Source organism: Nocardioides renjunii, assembly GCF_034661175.1.
In the GTDB taxonomy this organism is placed as follows: Bacteria; Actinomycetota; Actinomycetes; order Propionibacteriales; family Nocardioidaceae; genus Nocardioides; species Nocardioides renjunii.
The window spans coordinates 4,007,396-4,025,690 of sequence record NZ_CP141058.1; the positions used below are offsets into that span (position 1 = coordinate 4,007,396).

Below are 18,295 nucleotides of genomic sequence, written 5' to 3' on the forward strand. Positions count from 1 at the left end.
GGGCGCCGACGATCCCCCACACTCGGCGCATGGATCCCAGCACCTGGCAGCGCCCCGGTCTCCGCGCCGCCCTCCTCTACGCGTTCGCCGCCGGTCTCCTCGGCACCGTCGTCTCGGCCGTCAGCCGGCTCGAGCTCACCCGCCGCGCGGTCCCCGACGCCGCGCTCCCCGACGGGCCCGTCATCGTCGTGGCCAACCACACGAGCTTCGCCGACGGCATCCTGCTCGCCCTCGTCGGCCGCCGCCTGGGTCGCTCGCTGCGACTCATGGCCACGGGCGGCGTCTTCCGCTCCGGCCTCGTCGGGCCGGTCGTCCGCCGGCTCGGCTTCATCCCGGTGCTGCGCGGCACCGGCTCGGCCGCGGGCTCGCTCGACGCGGCGGCCACGGCGCTCTCGGCCGGCGAGGCGGTGGGCCTCTTCCCCGAGGGCCGCATCACCCGCGACGCCGACCACTGGCCGGAGCGCTCCAAGACGGGCGCCGTCCGGCTCGCGATCCGCACCGGCGCGCCGGTCGTGCCGGTGGCCCTCGTCGGCGCGCAGCAGGTGGTCGGCCGCACGGGGATCGTCGGCCGGTTGCTGCGCAACACCGTGCTGCGGCCCCGCGTCGCGGTCGCGGTGGGGGCGCCGATCGACGTGCGCCGCCTGGCGGGCGTCGCGGACGGCCAGATGCCCGACGACGCCACCGTGCGCCGCGTCGCCGACGAGGTGATGGCCGTGCTCGTCAGTCAGGTGGCCGAGCTCCGCGGGGAGGCCGCGCCCCACCCGCTGGGCGTCCCGGAGGAGGCGCTGTCCGGCGAGCCGGTGTCGGACAAGAGGCTGTCGGACAAGAGGCTGTCGGCGTGAGGCCCGTCGGTCAGGAGTAGCGGTGGCTCTTGGCCGCGTGGCCGCGCTCGCGGGTGCAGGTGCGACCGGACATGTTGCGGTGACCGCACAGCTCGTCGGTGTCTGCCGCGGCGGTCTCGGTCGTCGGAGCTGCCGGGCTGGGCGACCGCTGCGCCTTCGGGGCCGGAGGCGCGACCGGAGCCCGGGTCGCCGCCTTCGGAGGGGTCTCGGCCGTGCGCTTCTGCGCGGCGGCGTACTTCGCCTCGCGCATCGCGCGCAGGTTGTCCATCTTGCTCATCGCTGGCTCACCGCTCGCTTCACCCCCTGAACCTACGCGCTCGCACCGACACCGCGGGCGGCGACACCGGCGCGAGGGCTCATCGGCTCCAGTCGACGGCGTCGTGGACGGCCTGCAGCCGGGCGCCGCGCACCGGGTCGTGCTGCGCCACCCAGGCGATCCGGCCGCGCAGGTGGTCCTCGAAGGCCGGGACGTCGTCGCGGTTCTGGCTGCTGGGGCCGAACCTGCGGCAGTTGTGCAGGATCGCCCGCAGCAGGTCGACCTGGTGACGGGCGACGCGGGGGTGCTCGTTGACGACGAGCCCGCCGAGGACCTGCCGGCCGGCGCGCGGCATGACGCCCGTCTTGCGCTGGTTGAGCCGGAACCCCTCGTCGCGCACGATCGCCTCGACCGCGTCGAGCAGCCGGGAGGTGCCGGTGCCCCAGCCGGCCTCGCCCGAGAAGGCCAGGTCGTCGGCGTAGCGCGTGTAGCGCCCGCCCCACGAGCGGGCCAGCGCGGAGAGGCGTACGTCGAGCCGGAACGCGGCGAGGTTGGCCATCGCCGGCGACGTGGGTGCGCCCTGGGGGAGGTGCGGCGCGGCCAGCCGGCGGCCCAGCCGCCAGTGGGCGTCGAGCAGCCGCTCGTCGGCGGGTCGCGGGACGGCGCGCCAGGCGCTGCGGGGCAGGACGCAGGTGACCAGGCCGGCGAGGCAGTGCGCCACCGGCTCGGGATAGCCGGCGGTGCGCCAGATGCCGTAGACGCGGGAGACGCTCACGCTGGCGAAGAACGCCTCGAGGTCGAGGCGCAGGACGATGCTCCGGCCGGCGTGCGGTGCGGTGTAGCGCCGGATCGAGCCGCCGGGCCGGAAGCCGGTGGCCGCGTCGTGCGGCGGGATGAGCGAGGCGACCTCGGTGAGGACCCGACGCTGCAGCGCCTTGAGCCGCGGCTTGGGCGCCTCGAGGACACGGATCGCGCCGCTGGGCGTGACGCGGTGGCTGACCCGGTAGTGCTGCAGGGGCACGTCGGAGGCGCTGCGCGCCAGGCGCCGGGGATCGGCGAACCAGTCGAGCTCCGACGGCTCCAGGCGGAGGAAGGCGGCGACGTCGTCGAGCCCGTCGAGGACCGGCAGCCGCCACCGGTTGGTCAGCATCCGCGTCTCGGCGACGGGGTGGACGACTGGCGCGGCGTTCCTCGCCCGGGCGGCGGCCGGGAGGGCGGCGATGACGGCGGCGAGCTCCCGTGGGCGGTCGGCCGGGGGACGCGGGTAGGCCGTGAGCACCCGCCGCACGAGCGGCGGCAGCCAGGCGTGACGGCGGCCGAGGACGACGGTCCCGCTCGCCACCAGCGCCTCCTGCGTCCACTCGCCGGCGAGGAAGCCCGAGGCGAGCGCCCGCGCGAGGTCGTCCCTCATGCGGGGCGCGGGCTGACGTGCGGCAGCGCTGCTCGACCTGTCCCGTCGTGCGCGCGGTGGCCTGCAGCGGAGCGCAGCGAGCCGCGCGCGGTGCCGTGCCCGGACGTACCGGTGGTCCCCGGGGTATCCCCGGGGAGGCCGACCGGTGACGCGCACCGGTCCGCCGTCTCGAGATAGCGCTGCCGCACGCGGGGCACGATAGCGGCCGGGACCGACCTCGGCGCGCGGGCCGTCAGCTCGGCCTGCGCCAGACCACCATCGACTGCCCCGCCGCCTGGTGCAGCACGGGCAGCTTGTTGGACGGGGCGTGCGGCTGCACGGCCGCGCGGGCGGCCAGCACCCGGCGTACGGCGTCGAGCTCGGCGACGAGCTCCTCGTTGCGGGCCCGCAGGGCGTCGACCTGGTGCTCGAGCGCCATGATCCGGCGGACGCCCTCGATGCCGATGCCGGCGCTGGTGAGGTCGGCGATCTCGCGCAGACGCTCGATGTCGCGGTGGGAGTAGCGCCGGCCCCCGCCCCCGGTGCGACCGGGGGCGATCAGGCCCATGCGCTCGTAGGCGCGCAGGGTCTGCGGGTGCAGGCCGGTCAGCTCGGCGGCGACGCTGATGACGTAGACCGCCGCGTCGGGAGAGGGGGTGAAGCCGCTCATGCGTTGAAGAGTCCCTCACGCAGCGGCTTGCCCGCGGTCGCCGCGCGGTAGGCCTCGAGGGCCTCGCGCGCGGTGGGGTCGAGCGTGGCCGGGACCTGCACCACGACGGTGGCGAGCAGGTCGCCCTTGGAGCCGTCGCGCCGGGTGGCACCCTTGCCGCGCACCCGGAAGGTGCGCCCGTTGGGCGTGCCGGGCGGCAGCTTGAGCGTCACCGGGGCGCCGCCGAGCGTCGGGATCTTCACCTCGGCACCGAGCGCGGCCTCGTCGAAGGAGACGGGGACGTCGATGGTGAGGTTGTCGCCCTTGCGCCCGAAGACCCGGTGCGGGGTGACCTTGACCGTGACGAAGAGGTCACCGGCCGGGCCGCCGTTGGCGCCGGGGGCACCCTTGCCCTTGAGCCGGATGCGGGCGCCGTCCTTGACGCCGGCCGGGATGCGGGCCTGGATCGTGCGGGCCGAGGTGCCGCGCCCGCTGCCGTGGCAGGTGGGGCACGCCTCGTCGTAGACCAGCTGGCGGCCGCCGCACCGCGGGCACGTCTCGTTGATGGAGAACGCGCCGCCGGTGCCGGACACGACGAAGCCGGCCCCCTCGCACTCAGGGCAGATGTGCGGGCGGGTGCCCGGCTTGCCACCGGTGCCCTGGCAGGTCGGGCACGCCGAGTCCGACGTCAGGCGCAGCGACACCGTCACGCCGTCGAGCGCGTCGGTGAACGCGATCGTCGCCGTGCTCTCGACGTCAGCGCCCCGCTGGACGCGCGGCTGCTGGGTGCGGGTGCGCTGGCCACCGCCGAAGAGGTCGCCGAACATGTCGCCGAGCCCCCCGCCGGCGCCGGCGCGGTCACGCAGCAGGTCGTCGAGGTTGAAGCCGCCGCCGCTGCCGCCGAACCCGCCGCCCATGCCGGGGCCGAAGCCGCCACGTGCCTGCAGCGAGCGGAACTCGTCGTACTTGGCGCGCTTGGCCTCGTCACCGACGACGTCGTAGGCCTCGGCGACGGACTTGAACACCTCGTGCTTGGCGTCGTCGCCGGGGTTGGAGTCGGGGTGGTTCTCCCGCGCGAGCTTGCGGTAGGCCTTCTTGACGTCGGCCGCGCTCGCGTCCTGGGCGACGCCGAGGACCTGGTAGAAGTCCTTGGTCGCCCAGTCGTTGCGGAAACCCTCGTTGTCAGCCATGGATCGACCTCCTCTCCCTCAACGGCTGGACCGGCTGGTCGTGGTCAGGCGTCGGCCGGGTCGACCACGAGCACCTGGGCGGCGCGTACGACGCGCTCACCGAGGCGGTAGCCGCCCTTGGCGACGTGCTTGACGGTGGTCACCTGGACGTCCGGGTCGGCGCCGAGGTGGCTCAGCGCCTCGTGGAACGTCGGGTCGAAGGCGTCGCCGGGCTCGCCGAAGCGGACGAGTCCCGCGGCCGCGACGACCCGCTCGAGCTGGTCGGCGACGGCCTTGAAGCCGCCCTCGAGCTCGCCGTGCTCCTTGGCGCGGTCGATGGTGTCGAGCACCTCGACCACGGGCGTGAGCGCCTTGTAGGCGGCGGTCTCCGCCACCAGCTGGCGGTCGCGCTCGACGCGCTTGCGGTAGTTGGCGTACTCGGCCTGCAGGCGCTGCAGGTCGTTGGTCAGGTCGGCGATGGCGGCGCGCATCGACGACTGCTCGTCGCCGTCCACGCCGTCAGCACCCTCCCGGCCGCGGTCCTCGGCGGTGCCGGCGTCGTCGCCCGCGACGACGTCACCGGCCACCTGCTCCTCGACCTCGGTCTGCTCCGGCGCCTCGCCGGCCGCGTCGCCGAAGCCGGACCCGCCCTCCGGAGAGGGAGCCGCGGTGGGCTCCCCCTCCGTCGGGTCGTACGCCTCGGTGCCCGTCGTGGGCTCGTCGGGGCGATCGGTCACTTGTCCTCACCCTCGCTGTCGCTCGAGCCGGCCGTGTCGTCGGCGGGCTCGTCGACGATCTCGGCGTCCACGACGTCGTCGTCGGACTCACCGGTGGCGCCGGTGGCACCACCCGCGGCGGCCTGGTCGGCCTCGGCGGCGGCGTAGAGGGCCGCGCCCATCTTCTGGCTCGACTCGTTGAGCTTGGCGGCCGCGGCGGTGATCTCCTCGGAGGAGGCGTCCTCCTTGGCGAGCGCCTCCTTGAGCGCGTCGACGTCGGCCTGGACCTCGGTCTTCACGTCCTCGGGGAGCTTCTCGGAGTTGTCGGCGAGGAACTTCTCGGTCGTGTACACCAGCTGGTCGCCCTGGTTGCGGGCCTCGACGGCCTCGCGACGACGGGCGTCCTCCTCGGCGTACTGCTCGGCCTCCTTGACCATGCGGTCGATCTCGTCCTTGCCGAGCGCGGAGCCACCGGAGATGGTCATCGACTGCTCGCGGCCGGACGCCTGGTCCTTGGCCGAGACGTGCACGATGCCGTTGGCGTCGATGTCGAAGGTGACCTCGATCTTCGGCACGCCCCGGGGAGCCGGCGGCAGGCCGGTCAGCTCGAAGTTGCCGAGCGGCTGGTTCTGCGACCACATCTGGCGCTCGCCCTGCGCGACCTTGATCTCCACCGACGGCTGGTTGTCGTCGGCGGTGGTGAAGATCTCCGAGCGCTTGGTCGGGATGGTGGTGTTGCGCTCGATCAGCGTGGTCATCACGCCGCCCTTGGTCTCGATGCCGAGGGACAGCGGGGTGACGTCGAGGAGCAGCACGTCCTTGACCTCGCCCTTGAGGACACCGGCCTGGAGCGCGGCACCGACGGCCACGACCTCGTCCGGGTTGACGCCCTTGTTGGGCTGCTTGCCGCCGAGGAGCTCGGTGACGACCTCGGTCACGGCCGGCATGCGGGTCGAGCCGCCGACGAGGACCACGTGGTCGATCTTGTCGATCGCGACGCCGCCGTCCTTGAGGACGTTCTGGAAGGGCGCCTTGGTGCGCTCGAGCAGGTCGGCGGTGAGCTTCTGGAACTCGCTGCGGGTCAGCTTCTCCTCGAAGTGCAGCGGGCCGGACTCGCCGTGGGTGATGTAGGGCAGGTGGACCGTGGTCTCGCTGGACGAGGACAGCTCGATCTTCGCCTTCTCCGCGGCCTCCTGGAGGCGCTGCTTGGCGATCTTGTCGGCGGCGAGGTCGACGCCGTTGGAGTCCTTGAACTTCTTGACCATCCACTCGACGACGCGGTTGTCCCAGTCGTCGCCACCGAGGTGGTTGTCGCCGGAGGTCGCCTTGACCTCGACGACGCCCTCGCCGATCTCGAGGAGGGACACGTCGAACGTGCCGCCACCGAGGTCGAAGACGAGGATGGTCTGGTCCTCGCCCTTGTCGAGGCCGTAGGCCAGGGCGGCCGCGGTGGGCTCGTTGACGATGCGGCTGACGTTGAGGCCCGCGATCTCGCCGGCCTCCTTGGTGGCCTGGCGCTGCGCGTCGGAGAAGTAGGCCGGGACGGTGATGACCGCGTCGGTCACCGTCTCGCCGAGGTAGGCCTCGGCGTCGCGCTTGAGCTTCTGCAGCACGAACGCGCTGATCTGCTGCGGGGTGAAGGTCTTGTCGTCGATGTCGACCTTCCAGTCCTCGCCCATGTGGCGCTTGACGGACCGGATGGTGCGGTCGACGTTGGTGACCGCCTGTCGCTTGGCGACCTCGCCGACGAGGACCTCGCCGGACTTGGTGAAGGCGACGACGGACGGGGTGGTCCGGGCGCCCTCGGCGTTGGCGATGACGGTGGGTTCGCCACCCTCAAGGACGGCGACGACGGAGTTCGTCGTGCCGAGGTCGATGCCGACCGCTCGAGCCATGGTGTGTTACCTCCTGCGTTGGATGCTTGGGTATGTCCGCCATCCTGCCGCGCTGCGGACGGAGTGGCAAAACACTTGAGCCGATGTCACTCAACTCTGTTCATGGGTTGCAACGCATGGCGGGCCGAGATGTTCCCGGATCCGGCGAGAACTTCGGCGCGCAGTGCGGCCGGCCCGGGGGCACTCCGTGGGTGAGTCCTCCACCGCTCGGCCCCCGTGCCTACACCCCGGACGTGCGGAGTCCCCCCGGGCGGGGGCGTCGAACGTACGACCGCACCCGGCCGACGGCGGACCCCTCGAGGGGTGTTCGAACTTCTGGGGGTGTGTACGCCCCCAGAAGTTCGGGTTTCCCCGCATAGGCGGGGAAACCGCACGAGGACGAGGACGACGGAGGAGACCCGCTCAGCGCTCCCAGACGTACGGCGTCGTGGTCGTCACCGCACGCAGCCCGGAGCGCTCCAGGATCGGGCGGGACATGTCCGTGCAGTCGGAGTGGATGAGCCGGATGCCACGGGCGACCGCGGAGCGGGCGCGGGCGGCGACGAGGGCGCGGTAGATCCCGCGGCCGCGGAACTCCGGCAGGGTCGAGCCGCCCCAGACACCGGCGAAGTCGGTGCCGGGCACCGGCGTGAGCCGCCCGCCCGAGACGATCCGGCCGCCCACCTCGGCGACCCAGAACTCCGAGTCGCCGCCCTCCAGCTCGGCCAGCGAGGAGGCCAGGGAGGGCCCGCGCCCGGTGCCGAACACCGACTCCTGCGCGGCGAGCATGCGGGTGAGGTCGTCGACGGCGCCCGGACCCGGCTCGATCCGGCGTACGACGACCGGGCCCTCGGGCGTGTCGGCGAGGGGGACGTCGACGGCGAGCAGCGACGCCTCCCCGATCATCACCGTCTCGGCCGGCTCGGCGACCAGGCCGTGGGCGACGAGGCGCTCGCCGAGGTCGGCGGGCAGGTCGTGCCCGCGCGACTTCCACTCGAACGAGTCGACGTCGGTGTCGTCGCGGTAGTGGGCGACGGTGCGCTCGACCAGGGCGTCGAGGTCCGCACCGTCGAGACCGCCGAGGTCGCGGTAGGAGACGAAGCCGCCGTGGTCGAAGACCCCCCAATGGAGCGGGCCCTCCCGCTGGACGTCGATCGCGCGGTTCATCTCGGCGTCGGTGCGGAGCTGCTCGTCGTAGGCCGCGAGGAGGTCGGTGGTCGTCATGGGCCGAACCCTAGGCGTGCGGGCTCCGGGAAATCTCAGGGATATTTCCCTGCACAGGACGGCCGGGAGGCCGCACACTTCTCGTGTGCTCCATCGGGGGAACCTGCGCCGGGTCGTCGGCGCCTCGGCCGTCGTCGTGCTGCTCGCTGCCCTGCTGGCGTTCTGGGTCGCCGACCGCGCGGGCGCCGGCCCGGCCCGCTGCCAGCAGCACCGGATCGACTCGCGCGAGCGCGCGACCCTGGTCACCGGCGAGGGCACGCGCACGCTGGTGATCGGCGACTCGTGGTCCGTCGGGCTCGGCCAGGCCGACCTCGGACGCTCCTGGGCCGCCCAGCTGCCCGGCGAGGTCCACGTCGCCGGCTTCTCCGGCTCCGGCTACAGCGCCGGCGCCAGCGGGTGCGGCCGCGTCTCCTTCCACGACCGCGCGACGACCGCGCTCGCCACCCGGCCACAGCTGGTCGTCCTCCAGGGCGGGCTCAACGACCACGACCAGCCGTCCGCCGCGATCACCCGGGGCTTCGCCGACCTCATGGCCGACCTCGCCGGTCACCACGTCGTCGTCGTGGGTCCCGCCGACGCTCCCTCGCGCTCGCACGCCGTCGGCCGCGTCGACGCCCTGCTCGCCTCGCTGGCCGACGACCACGAGGTGCCGTACGTCGCCACGACCGACCTCGACCTGGCCTACCTCGGCGACCGGCTGCACCTCACCGAGGGCGGGCACCGCGAGTACGGCCTCGCCGTGGCGGAGCGGATCGCGGCCCTCGAGCCGGCCCGGCCGGCGCTGGACCTCCGCTGACGCGGCGTCACTCCGCCAGCCAGGCAGCCCAGCTGTCGAAGGAGTAGGGCCGGCCCAGGAAGTCGGCGACCAGGTCGGCGGCGTCCTTGCGCCCGCCCATCGCCAGCACCCTGTCGCGGTAGGCGGTGGCCACGTCGGCGGCGAACAGGTCGTCGGCGTCGAAGGCGGAGAACAGGTCCTTGGCGATGACCAGCGACCACATGTAGGTGTAGTAGCCCGAGGAGTAGCCGTCGAGGTGGCCGAAGGCGCAGTGCATGTGCGCGCCCTCGAGCGGCGGGAAGGCGGAGTAGCGGCGCTGCAGCTCGTCGCCGTAGGCCGTGAGGTCGTCGTGCTGACGGGCGTGGAACCAGTAGGACCGGGCGGCGTAGGCCATCTGCTGGGCGGCGTAGAGGCCCTTGCCGAAGTGGTCCGCCCGGCGCATCGCGGCGACGAGGTCGGCGGGGATCGTCTCGCCGTCGGCGTTGCGGGCGAAGGTGGCGAGCACGTCGGTGTCCCAGGCCCACTCCTCGAGCATCTGGCTCGGCGCCTCGACGAAGTCCCACTCGGTGGCGACACCGGAGAAGCGGATCCACTCCCCCTGGCCGCCGAGCACGTGGTGGACGAGGTGCCCGAACTCGTGGAAGAGGGTCACCACCTCGTCGTGCTCCATCAGCCCGCGGGCGAAGTTGCAGACCAGGACGCCCTCGGGGAGCTGGCGTCCCGCGACGCCCCTCACCAGGTCGAACTGAGCGGCGTGCTTGAACTTGCCCTCGCGCGGGTGCAGGTCGAGGTGGATGCGGCCGATCCTCCGGCCGTCGAGCCCGACGTCGTAGGTCGCGACGTCGTCGTGCCACGTGCCGGCCTCGGCTCGGTCGACCGGCGTCCACTCGAGGCCGAACAGCCGGCCGGTGACGTCGAGGAGGCCCTGGCGGACCTGCTCGAAGGGGAAGTAGGTGCGCACGACCTGGCCGTCGACGTCGTACTGCTCGCGGCGGACGAGCTCGGAGTAGTAGCGCGAGTCGTAGGTCGTCACGGTGTCGGCGGTCGGGTCGTCGAGTCGCTTGCGCTCGAGGAGCACCGCGACCTCCTGGCCGGCGCGCTCGGCCGCTGCGTCGCCGATGCGGTCGATGAAGTCGGCGACGGCCCGGCCGCTGCCGATCATCTTGACCTCGGTGTCGTAGTCGGGCCAGGAGTCGTAGCCGAGCAGCGCGGCGGTCTCACGGCGGACGGCGAAGATGTCCTGGAGGACCTGGTCGTTGGCCGGCCAGGCGACGTTGTTCTGGGCCAGCGCGAGCTCGCGGCGGGCCTCGCCGTCGGCGCCGAAGGTCATGAACGGCACCAGGTCCGGATAGTCGGTGGTGATCGTGACGAGGCCGTCCTCGTCGGCCGGGTGGGCCGCGCGGTAGTCGTCGGGCAGCCCGGCCAGCCGCTCGGGCGCGACCCGGACGGAGCGCACGTCGTCGCGGATGTGGCGCCCGAAGTCCTGTGAGAGCCGCACGCCCTGCTCGCTGAGCTCGCGCAGCCGCTCGCGCGTCGCCTCGTCGCGGTCGACGCCGGTGCGGCGGAAGTCGCGCAGCGTCTGCTCCAGCACGCGGCGGGCGTCGGCATCGAGCTCCGCGAGGTCGGAGGAGGCGGAGAGGCCGTCGAGGACGGCGAAGAGGTCGCGGTCCTGGCCGAGCTCGGTGACGTACTTCTGGACGTCCTGGCTCAGCTCGTCGGCCCGGTCACGCACCGCCGCGTCGGGGTGCACCTCCGACCAGAGCGACACCGCCTCGGCGTTGGCGAGGGCGGTCTCGGCCCGGTTCCACGCCGCGAGCACCTCGGCGGCGCGGGCGGGGCCGGTCTTCACCAGGTCGACCTGGCGCCTGGCCTCGGCGAGCTGCTCCTCGCAGCGCCCGGCGACCCACCCGAGCCAGTCGCCGGTGCCGGGGAGCGCGACCGGCTCGGTAGCCGGCGGGGGGCCGGGGCTGGCGGAGGTGGGCTGCGTGTCGGTGTCGTGGGCCACGCCCACGGAGCCTACGGGCGCGGCGCGGGACGTACCACCGGGTGGGGCGGAGCCTGGGGACGGCGCCCCGTAGCGTGTCGGGGTGAGCAGCCCGGGGGACGCAGCGTTCCGCTTCCGCGACATCTGGGTGGTCGCGTACGGCCCCTCGATCGTCTCCGCCATCGGGCACGGCGCCATGCTGCCGGTGCTCGCGGTCCGGGCCCGCGACCTCGGCGCCGACGTCAGCACGGCGGCCGCGATCGTGGCCATGACGGGCGTCGGGATGCTCCTGGCCAGCCTGCCGGCCGGGGCGCTCGTGGCCCGGATCGGCGAGCGGCGCGCGCTGGTCGGGGCCGGGCTCGTGGACGCGGTGGCGATGGCGGGGATCGCGCTCACCGACTCGGTCCTCGGCCTCGCGGTCGGCGTCCTGCTGAGCGGCGTGTGCTGGACGCTGTTCCTCATCGCGCGCCAGGGCTTCATGATCGACGTCGTCCCGACCACCCACCGGGCCCGCGCGATGTCGCTGCTGGGCGGGTCCTACCGCGTCGGCGTGCTGATCGGGCCGCTGATCGGCGCCGGACTGATCCGGGTCAGCGACCTCACCAGCGTCTTCTGGCTCGGTGCCGCCATGTCCGTGACGGCGTCCTGCCTCGCCGCCACGATGCCCGACCTCGGGGAGGAGAAGCGCGCCGCGGCCCGCGCGAGCGGCCACCTCGGCGTGTGGACGGTCATCGCCGCGCACCGCCGCGTGCTGGCGACCGTCGGCACCGCGGTGGTCATCCTCGGCACGAGCCGCTCGCTCCGGCTCAGCCTCCTCCCCCTGTGGGCCGACCACCTCGGGCTGTCCGCCTCCACGATCTCGCTGATCTTCGCCGGGGCCGCCGCGATCGACGTCGCCTTCATCTGGCCCGGCGGGTGGCTGATGGACACCCGCGGGCGGATGGTCGTGGCCGTGCCGGTCGTGCTGTCCATGGGCATCGCGTGCCTGCTGCTGCCGCTCGCGACCGACGCGGTCTCCGTGGCGCTGGTGATGGCGCTGATCGCGTGCGGCAACGGGCTGGGCTCCGGCATCGTGATGACGCTCGGCGCGGACTCCGCGCCGGACGCGGGCCGCTCCCAGTTCCTCGGCGCGTGGCGCCTGTGCGGCGACATCGGCAACACCGGCGGGCCGCTGCTCGTCAGCGCGGTGGCCGCGGTGGCGCCCCTGGCGACCGCCTGCCTCGTGGTCGGCGTGCTCGGGATCGTCGGTGCCGGCTGGGTCGGCTACTGGACCCGCCGGGTGGACCTGGCGAGGACCGCCGAGCTCACCCGACGGTGACGGTGACCTCGTTGGACACCACGTCGGAGTCGGTGTCGACCACCCGGAACTTGTTGGGCCCGACCCGGCTCGTCTGGACGTACGTCGCGAAGGTGCCGCCGCTGACCGACATCGTCACCGGGAAGTCCGACCACGTGCCGCTCTCCATGCGCTGCACCTGCAGGATCGCGCCCTCGCCGGCCTGGTAGGTGCCGGTCAGGTCGATCTGCTGCATCGGGCTGACCGACTGCTGCGCCGCGGTGAGGGAGATGGCCTCGGCCGGCGCCTCCGACGTCGTCTCGGTGCTCGGGCTGGGCTCGGTGCCCTCGGGGGCGGGCTCGCTGCTGGTGGTGTCGCTGGGCTGCGGGAGGTTGAACGTCGACGGCGTCGACGTGTCGTCGCTCGCGCTGGAGGTCTCGCCGATGCCGGTGGCCTTAACGCCGACCATGACGGCGAGCCCTCCGAGCAGCCCGATCGCCACGGCGACCGCGACCAGGGCGACCAGCCCGGTCAGGACGGGGCGGTTCTCGGTGTCCATGGAGACCTCTCGGCAGGGTGGGGCAGTGACGCCATTGTCCGGGACGGCCGGTTGCATGGCCAACCGGCGCGCGTCCGGGCACCGCTCCGCCGGGCTCCCGTCACGGCGGAGTTGGCAGGATGGGGCCATGCAGTCACCGTTGCGGCACGGCAAGGCAGCCATCGGCACCACGATCGCCGGGGGCGCCCTCGCCGCACTCTCCCAGGCGCCCGAGCGCGCCACCCGGCTGCTGCGGCACCGCTACCCGACGGTCGCGGTCACCGGGATGACCGGCGTGGGCAAGACCCGGCTGGCCGACCGCCTCTCGCGACGCGCGAGCGCCCAGTCCGCGGACCAGGGCCCGGACGTCGGCTCCGCGGTGATGGAGCGGCGTACGCGGCGCAACGCCAGGCTGCGCGGCTACCGCTTCCGCGTGGTGCCGGGCGAGAACGCCGCCACCCGCCTCGGCGCCCTCGACGAGGTGTTCCACGACGAGCCGGTCGACGGCGTGCTGCACGTCGTCGCCAACGGCTATGCGACCCCGCGACGCCCCGCGGGCACGAGCGGCGCGGCGCTCGCCTCACGGGAGGACCAGCTCGCCGCCGAGCTCGAGGACTGGGCGATCACCGCCCACCGCATCGCCAGCATGGCCGTACGCCGCGACCGCCCCACGTGGCTGGTCATCGCGGTGACGAAGGCCGACCTCTTCGCCGACGACGTCGACGCCGCCGTCGACTACTACTCCCCCGGCAGCGGCTCGCCGTTCGGCGACCGCCTCGACGAGCTGCGCGCCCTGGCCGGCGGCGCCAAGCTCTCGATCGACGTGCTCCCGGTGTGCGCCCAGGGTGCCGGCAGGAAGCCCGTCGAGCCGACGTCGCTGTCGGACAAGGCGTGCACCGACCTGCTGGGCCGGCTCGAGCTGCGGATGGCGCAGCTGTCCGGCCACGTCTGAGGCCGCCCCACCCGGTCGGCGCGGCGCGGTCCAGACCGGGTGCACGCGGGTCGTTCACAGTTTCACGACTTCGGGTTTCGACGCCGTTCATCGGGGCAGAAGGGTCGCCATGAGGCCGATTGCTGTCAACCAGCGGGCGCTGCGGGGCGCCAAGGAGGAGCTCGACTCCGCTCGTGAGGAGCTGCGGGCCGCGCTCGGCGAGATCGACCACCCCGCCGACGACTTCCCCTGGCGCGACCTCATGGTCGAGGGGGTGCGCAGCCTGGTCCAGGACGCCGAGCAGGTCGCCACGAGGTGCCGCAACATCGCGAGTGCCATCGACGAGTCGATCATCGACTTCGACGAGCTCGACATCATGGTCGGCGAGGCCGCCGCGGTGGCCATCAAGCTGGACCAGGTGAAGCCATGACCAAGGTCGTCGCCGACAGGGCCGAGGCCCAGCAGGACGGGCTGACGTTCGGCAACCCCATCGGCTGCCACTACCACTGGCTCGAGCCCGACAGGATCGACGGCTACGGCGACTCCGTGCGCCGCCTGGCCGGCAAGGTCGAGCTCGCCGTCGACGGCTTCGAGCGCACCGCCCACCTCTCCGAGGAGGTGTTCGCGGGCGAGGCCGCCGACACCCTGCGCGACCGTGCCGCTCGCCGCCACGAGGAGTCGGCGGCGGTCCGTGACAACCTGCGCGGCCTCGGCCGTGCCATCAACGCCTACTCCGACGCCCTGCGCCGCTACCGCGAGGGGCTCGAGCAGCTCCGCGCCTACGCCGTCTCCGCGGGCCTCGAGATCCGCGACCAGCGCATCTGGCCACCCGTCGAGACCATCGCCGGCGACACTCCCCAGAAGGAGGTCGACGCCTGGGAGCGGGACTGGAAGGCCTACCAGGCGTGCTTCGAGGCCAAGGTCGAGCTCCGCGACGCCCGCCGCGCCGCCACCCGCGACCTGGCCCGGGCGCTCGCTGAGCACGCCGGCGTCCACCCCGACAAGGACAAGGCCAAGCTGGTCGCACGCAACCCCCACCAGGTGCGGTTCGGCGAGCTCCGGCGCGAGGCCGCCGAGGAGGCGATGGAGGCCGTCCAGGCCAACGACGCGGCGGACGCCGCCCGGCACACGGTCGAGGCGCTCAAGCGTCGCGAGCAGGCGGCGTTGGGTGACCTCGAGGAGATGGTGATCGCCGAGCGGCCGCCCGAGGAGATCCAGGCTCAGGCCGCGAAGGTCCAGGCGCTCCACCGCGAGCTCACCGAGGCACGGGTCGAGGCCCGCGACGCGGAGGCTGTCGCCGAGCGCGAGGTGGCCCAGGCGGACCGGGCCGCCCGCAACCTCGAGGCGGCCGAGGAGGGCCGCACGCGCGTCGTCGGGGAGCGCGCCGACCTGCCGCAGGGGCCGCGGACCGCAGCCCAGCCCGCCGACCTCAAGGACCGCCTGGGCTGAGCCGGGCACGCCCCCCGCGTCAGGCGGTCTCGCGGACCTCGACGACCTCGTGCCGCGGGATCGCGTTCTCGCCCCGGGCCGAGCAGGTGAGCAGGTGCGGCTCCTCACCGAGCACCCGGCGTACGACGACCTTCCGCACCCCGTGCCCGACGGCGTCGAGCCTGGTCGTCGTCAGGTCGCCGTCGGCGCGGGCGCCGAGGACACGGACGTCGTCGAGGCCGACCAGCCCGAGCGAGCGGCGCAGCGCGACGTCGGCGGCCTGCACGGCCATCGGCAGGTCGGAGCGCCCGCGGAGGTGGTCGAGCAGGAGCTCGCCGGACGCGGTCGCTGCCGCGACGGCGGGTCCGGTGTCGGCGTCCAGGCCGCCGTAGTAGAGGCCCCGCGGCAGCACGACGACGTTGCCGGCGAACCGGTCGCCTCCCACGTGCGAGGACTCCCAGACCTGGTCGGCGTGCGGGCCGTCGGCCAGTGCCCGCGCGAGGGGGCGGCCGAGCTCGGCGCAGCAGGCGTCGTGGCGGCCGTGGGTGCACACCGCGAGCACCGGCGCAGCCTGGGGCTCGAGACCCGGCGAGCGGCCGGCACCGAGCGCGGCCAGGTCGAGGTCGGCGACGTCGTCGACCCGGTCGAGCGCCGCCGTCTCCAGCCAGGAGCCCGCTCCGGCTGAGCGGGCGGCGAAGACGCGGGTGGTCCCGCCGTCCTGCTGCCGGCCGGGGCGACGGACGAGCAGGACCCGCACCCGGTGGCGGCGCGCCTGGTCCCGCAGGTGGGCTCCGACACCCTCGGGCAGGCGGGCGTCGCGGAGGGCGTCGCTGCCCCACGGGCCGCCGCGCTCCACCAGGAGCCAGCTCCGCACCGTCGAGGCGGTGCCGGCCAGCTCGTCGCCGCGGGCGCGACTGGCGACCGCACAGCGGAACGCGGTCACCGGACGACCTCGAGCAGCCCTTCCCGCACCAGGCGCCGGCAGAGGACCAGGGCGCTCCCGGCGTCGAGCATGGTGAGCACACCGGGGCTGAGCTCGGCGTGCGCGGCGACGTGCTCCAGCGCGGGACGCACGCGGGCCGGGACGCGCAGGACCCGGTCGCCGAGCAGGACCCGGACGCTGTCGCCGTCGTCGATCAGCTCGCAAGGGTGCCCCCGGCGCCGTCGCAGCCGGGTGTCGGCGTCGATCGTGCCCAGGGCGGCGCGGTCCAGCAGGGCCCCCGCCACGCGGGGCGGGCGGCTGCTGAGGAACCCGGTCGCCTGGTCGGTGGCCAGCACCGCGGAATCGAGACGTCGTACGGCGTCGGTGAGGGAGGTGAGCCGGTCGGTCAGGCCGTCGGCCAGCCGGGACGGGTCGTCGAGGTAGCCGGCCGGCAGGTGCTCGTCGGGGACCTGGGCGAGCAGGCGGCCGACCTCGCGGGTCAGCAGGCTGCGCCACGTGAGCTGGTTGATCCCGATGGTCAGGTGGAGGGAGACCTCCTCCTGCGCGCGGGCGGCGTGCGGCGTGCCCGTGGGGAGGTAGGCCACCACGCCGGGCTCGAGCAGCAGCTCGCCCGGACCACCGTCGCCGTGGATCTCCCAGAGCTTGGTGCCGTGGGTCTGCAGGACGAAGACGTCGTGGGAGTCGGAGTGGACCGCGAAGCCCTGCGCACCGGGCGGGGTCAGGTAGGCGTTGGCCTGGCACGGGTGGCCCAGCTCGAGCTCGAGCTCGGCGACGAGGTCGCCCACGGGCGTCCAGTAGCGCTGCAGCCCCTGCAGCACGATCGTCGCGCCCTCGTCGTGCAGCCCCATCAGCTTCACGGGGTCGACGAGGCCGGTGAGCGGCTTGCCCGCCAGGCTGCCGCCGCGCGTGAAGGCCGACTCGGGCAGCACCGAGCCGTTGCGGGCCACGCGCACCGCCGGCGCGCGGATGGCGGTCTCGGTGAGCAGGTGGTCGACGTGCGCCAGCGAGAGCACCCCGGCGCCGTGGCCGGGGTCGGTGCGGTGGACGTGGACACGCGACGCCCAGACCTTGTCGATGAAGGTCTGGGCGTCGCCCGTCAGCCGGTCGAGAGCGCTCAGAGCGCGGTCCCGTCCGTGCCGTCGGCGTCCGTGGAGTCGCTGTCGGTCCCGTCGGCGTCCGTGCCGCCGGCGTCCGTGCCGTCGGCGTCGGTCGAGTCGCCGTCGGTCGCGTCGGTGGAGTCACCGTCCGTCGCGTCGGCGTCCGTGCCGTCCGCGTCGGTGCTCGGGCCTGCCGCCACACCGGTGGGGTCGACGCCCTCGGTGCTCATCTCGTCGTCGCCGAGCGGGTTGTCAGGAGTCGTCGTCATGGATCCTCCTCGTCTGCCCGGGCGGACCGTCCGTCCCGGGTTACGCGTCGAGTCTGGTGCTCGCCGCTTCCACCGTCCCACACCCCGCGGGGCGGGGTCACCGGGCCGTCCAGCGGTCAGCCAGGGCAGTCGGATCAGGCAGGCGGATCAGGCGGTGCGGACCTCGTAGCGGGTGGTGCCCTTGACCTTGTCGTCGCCACACGACTGGCGGCGTGCGGGGCCCGGCACCGCCACCACCTCGTCTTCGGGGTGGCCGCCACCGATGAGGTGCAGCTCGCGCACCTGCTCCGTCCCGGACCGGCCCGCGCGGCCACGCACCCACGGCACCGGGACCTCGCCCCGCTCGACCGCCTCGCACACGGCCAGCGCGGTGTCCGGGTCCAACCGGCCCAGGGTCAACCCGCTCGGGAGCGCCAGGAGCGTGCCGGAGAACCGGTGCCCGCCCAGGTGCGTCGTCTCCCAGGTCCCCTCGGGCCACCGCTCGGTGAGCCGTCCGGCGATCGGCCGGCCGATCTCGGCGCAGCACCGGTCGCGCTTGCCGTTGGTGCAGACCAGCCAGAGCGGGCCGTCGTACGCCGTGAGGGCCGCGGGGTCGCGCAGGAGGGACGGCTCGAGGAGGTCCTCGGGCCGGTCGAGCACCGCGGTACGGACGTCGTAGCCGCCCTCGGTCGCCCGCGCCCGGTAGACGCGCGTGCCGGGGCCGGCGCTGCCGTCGCAGCGGCGCACCAGCAGGACCTTGGCCTCGAGCGAGGCCAGGTGGTCGCGCACCAGTCCGGGGAGCCGGTTGTCGGTGACGGCGTCGCGTCCCCACGGCCCGGGTGCCTCGACCAGCAGGATGTCGGTGTCGGTGGGCGCCGTGCCGGCGATGGGCTCGGCGTCCTCCACGCTGGCCGAGGAGCACCGGAAGTCAGGCATGGGAGAAGTCTGGCCGACG

19 protein-coding genes are annotated in these 18,295 nt (G+C 74.1%); 6 read left to right on the forward strand and 13 right to left on the reverse strand.

Annotation, left to right across the window (positions count from 1 at the left end; genetic code table 11):
* Positions 1–29 precede the first annotated feature (29 nt).
* Positions 30–842 (forward strand): lysophospholipid acyltransferase family protein, encoded by an 813-nt coding sequence (locus tag SHK17_RS19200; protein ID WP_322920393.1) that lies wholly within the window; start codon positions 30–32, stop codon positions 840–842.
* 10 nt (positions 843–852) lie between these two features.
* Here the strand turns inward: SHK17_RS19200 and SHK17_RS19205 are convergent, their stop codons facing one another.
* The 7 genes from SHK17_RS19205 to SHK17_RS19235 form a co-directional block, all read right to left on the reverse strand.
* On the reverse strand, positions 853–1,119 hold the full coding sequence (locus tag SHK17_RS19205; protein ID WP_322920394.1) for a hypothetical protein: 267 nt from the start codon (positions 1,117–1,119) through the stop codon (positions 853–855).
* 79 nt (positions 1,120–1,198) lie between these two features.
* Positions 1,199–2,509 carry a reverse transcriptase family protein gene (locus tag SHK17_RS19210; protein ID WP_322920395.1) on the reverse strand — a complete coding sequence of 437 codons (1,311 nt, stop codon included), beginning with the start codon at positions 2,507–2,509 and terminating at the stop codon, positions 1,199–1,201.
* Between the two features lie 232 nt (positions 2,510–2,741).
* The gene (locus SHK17_RS19215; RefSeq protein ID WP_172267365.1) at positions 2,742–3,158 is read right to left on the reverse strand and encodes a heat shock protein transcriptional repressor HspR; all 417 of its coding nucleotides are present in this window, start codon (positions 3,156–3,158) and stop codon (positions 2,742–2,744) included.
* Positions 3,155–4,327 (reverse strand): molecular chaperone DnaJ, encoded by a 1,173-nt coding sequence (dnaJ, locus tag SHK17_RS19220; RefSeq protein WP_322920396.1) that lies wholly within the window; start codon positions 4,325–4,327, stop codon positions 3,155–3,157. Before dnaJ ends, SHK17_RS19215 begins: the two co-directional genes overlap by 4 nt.
* A gap of 44 nt (positions 4,328–4,371) precedes the next feature.
* A complete protein-coding gene (grpE, locus tag SHK17_RS19225; RefSeq protein ID WP_322920397.1) occupies positions 4,372–5,043 on the reverse strand; it encodes a nucleotide exchange factor GrpE in 672 nt (223 codons plus the stop codon).
* A complete protein-coding gene (gene dnaK / locus SHK17_RS19230; protein WP_322423385.1) occupies positions 5,040–6,917 on the reverse strand; it encodes a molecular chaperone DnaK in 1,878 nt (625 codons plus the stop codon). Before dnaK ends, grpE begins: the two co-directional genes overlap by 4 nt.
* A gap of 402 nt (positions 6,918–7,319) precedes the next feature.
* The gene (locus SHK17_RS19235) at positions 7,320–8,120 is read right to left on the reverse strand and encodes a GNAT family N-acetyltransferase (protein WP_322920398.1); all 801 of its coding nucleotides are present in this window, start codon (positions 8,118–8,120) and stop codon (positions 7,320–7,322) included.
* An 85-nt stretch (positions 8,121–8,205) separates the two neighbouring features.
* Between SHK17_RS19235 and SHK17_RS19240 the strand changes: the two genes are divergently transcribed.
* Positions 8,206–8,916: an SGNH/GDSL hydrolase family protein gene (locus SHK17_RS19240; RefSeq protein WP_322920399.1), complete on the forward strand. Its 711-nt coding sequence runs from the start codon at positions 8,206–8,208 to the stop codon at positions 8,914–8,916.
* 7 nt (positions 8,917–8,923) lie between these two features.
* Here the strand turns inward: SHK17_RS19240 and SHK17_RS19245 are convergent, their stop codons facing one another.
* A complete protein-coding gene (locus SHK17_RS19245) occupies positions 8,924–10,900 on the reverse strand; it encodes a M3 family metallopeptidase (protein WP_322920400.1) in 1,977 nt (658 codons plus the stop codon).
* Between the two features lie 82 nt (positions 10,901–10,982).
* Between SHK17_RS19245 and SHK17_RS19250 the strand changes: the two genes are divergently transcribed.
* Positions 10,983–12,197, forward strand: a complete 1,215-nt coding sequence (locus SHK17_RS19250) for an MFS transporter (protein WP_322920401.1) — start codon at positions 10,983–10,985, stop codon at positions 12,195–12,197.
* On the opposite strand, the gene SHK17_RS19255 is transcribed toward SHK17_RS19250, so the two are convergent.
* The gene (locus SHK17_RS19255; protein ID WP_172267383.1) at positions 12,184–12,714 is read right to left on the reverse strand and encodes a hypothetical protein; all 531 of its coding nucleotides are present in this window, start codon (positions 12,712–12,714) and stop codon (positions 12,184–12,186) included. The two genes, SHK17_RS19250 and SHK17_RS19255, sit on opposite strands and share 14 nt — an antisense overlap.
* A gap of 127 nt (positions 12,715–12,841) precedes the next feature.
* On the opposite strand from SHK17_RS19255, the gene SHK17_RS19260 reads away from it, so the two are divergent.
* The 3 genes from SHK17_RS19260 to SHK17_RS19270 all read left to right on the forward strand — a co-directional run bounded on the left by SHK17_RS19260 (position 12,842) and on the right by SHK17_RS19270 (position 15,073).
* On the forward strand, positions 12,842–13,645 hold the full coding sequence (locus SHK17_RS19260; protein WP_322423391.1) for a hypothetical protein: 804 nt from the start codon (positions 12,842–12,844) through the stop codon (positions 13,643–13,645).
* 109 nt (positions 13,646–13,754) lie between these two features.
* A complete protein-coding gene (locus SHK17_RS19265; protein ID WP_172267389.1) occupies positions 13,755–14,054 on the forward strand; it encodes a hypothetical protein in 300 nt (99 codons plus the stop codon).
* Positions 14,051–15,073: a hypothetical protein gene (locus tag SHK17_RS19270; protein ID WP_322920402.1), complete on the forward strand. Its 1,023-nt coding sequence runs from the start codon at positions 14,051–14,053 to the stop codon at positions 15,071–15,073. The genes SHK17_RS19265 and SHK17_RS19270 overlap by 4 nt, the downstream gene beginning before the upstream one ends.
* A 19-nt stretch (positions 15,074–15,092) precedes the next feature.
* Here the strand turns inward: SHK17_RS19270 and SHK17_RS19275 are convergent, their stop codons facing one another.
* From SHK17_RS19275 to SHK17_RS19290, 4 genes are all read right to left on the reverse strand, one after another.
* Positions 15,093–15,995 carry a sucrase ferredoxin gene (locus tag SHK17_RS19275; protein ID WP_322920403.1) on the reverse strand — a complete coding sequence of 301 codons (903 nt, stop codon included), beginning with the start codon at positions 15,993–15,995 and terminating at the stop codon, positions 15,093–15,095.
* Positions 15,992–17,008 carry a cupin domain-containing protein gene (locus tag SHK17_RS19280; protein ID WP_322920404.1) on the reverse strand — a complete coding sequence of 339 codons (1,017 nt, stop codon included), beginning with the start codon at positions 17,006–17,008 and terminating at the stop codon, positions 15,992–15,994. Before SHK17_RS19280 ends, SHK17_RS19275 begins: the two co-directional genes overlap by 4 nt.
* 101 nt (positions 17,009–17,109) lie before the next feature.
* Positions 17,110–17,361, reverse strand: coding sequence for a hypothetical protein (locus tag SHK17_RS19285; RefSeq protein ID WP_322423396.1), 252 nt, complete (start codon positions 17,359–17,361; stop codon positions 17,110–17,112).
* A gap of 147 nt (positions 17,362–17,508) precedes the next feature.
* Complete coding sequence (locus SHK17_RS19290) at positions 17,509–18,276, reverse strand: sucrase ferredoxin (protein ID WP_322920405.1); 768 nt, start codon at positions 18,274–18,276, stop codon at positions 17,509–17,511.
* Between the last annotated feature and the right edge of the window lie 19 nt (positions 18,277–18,295).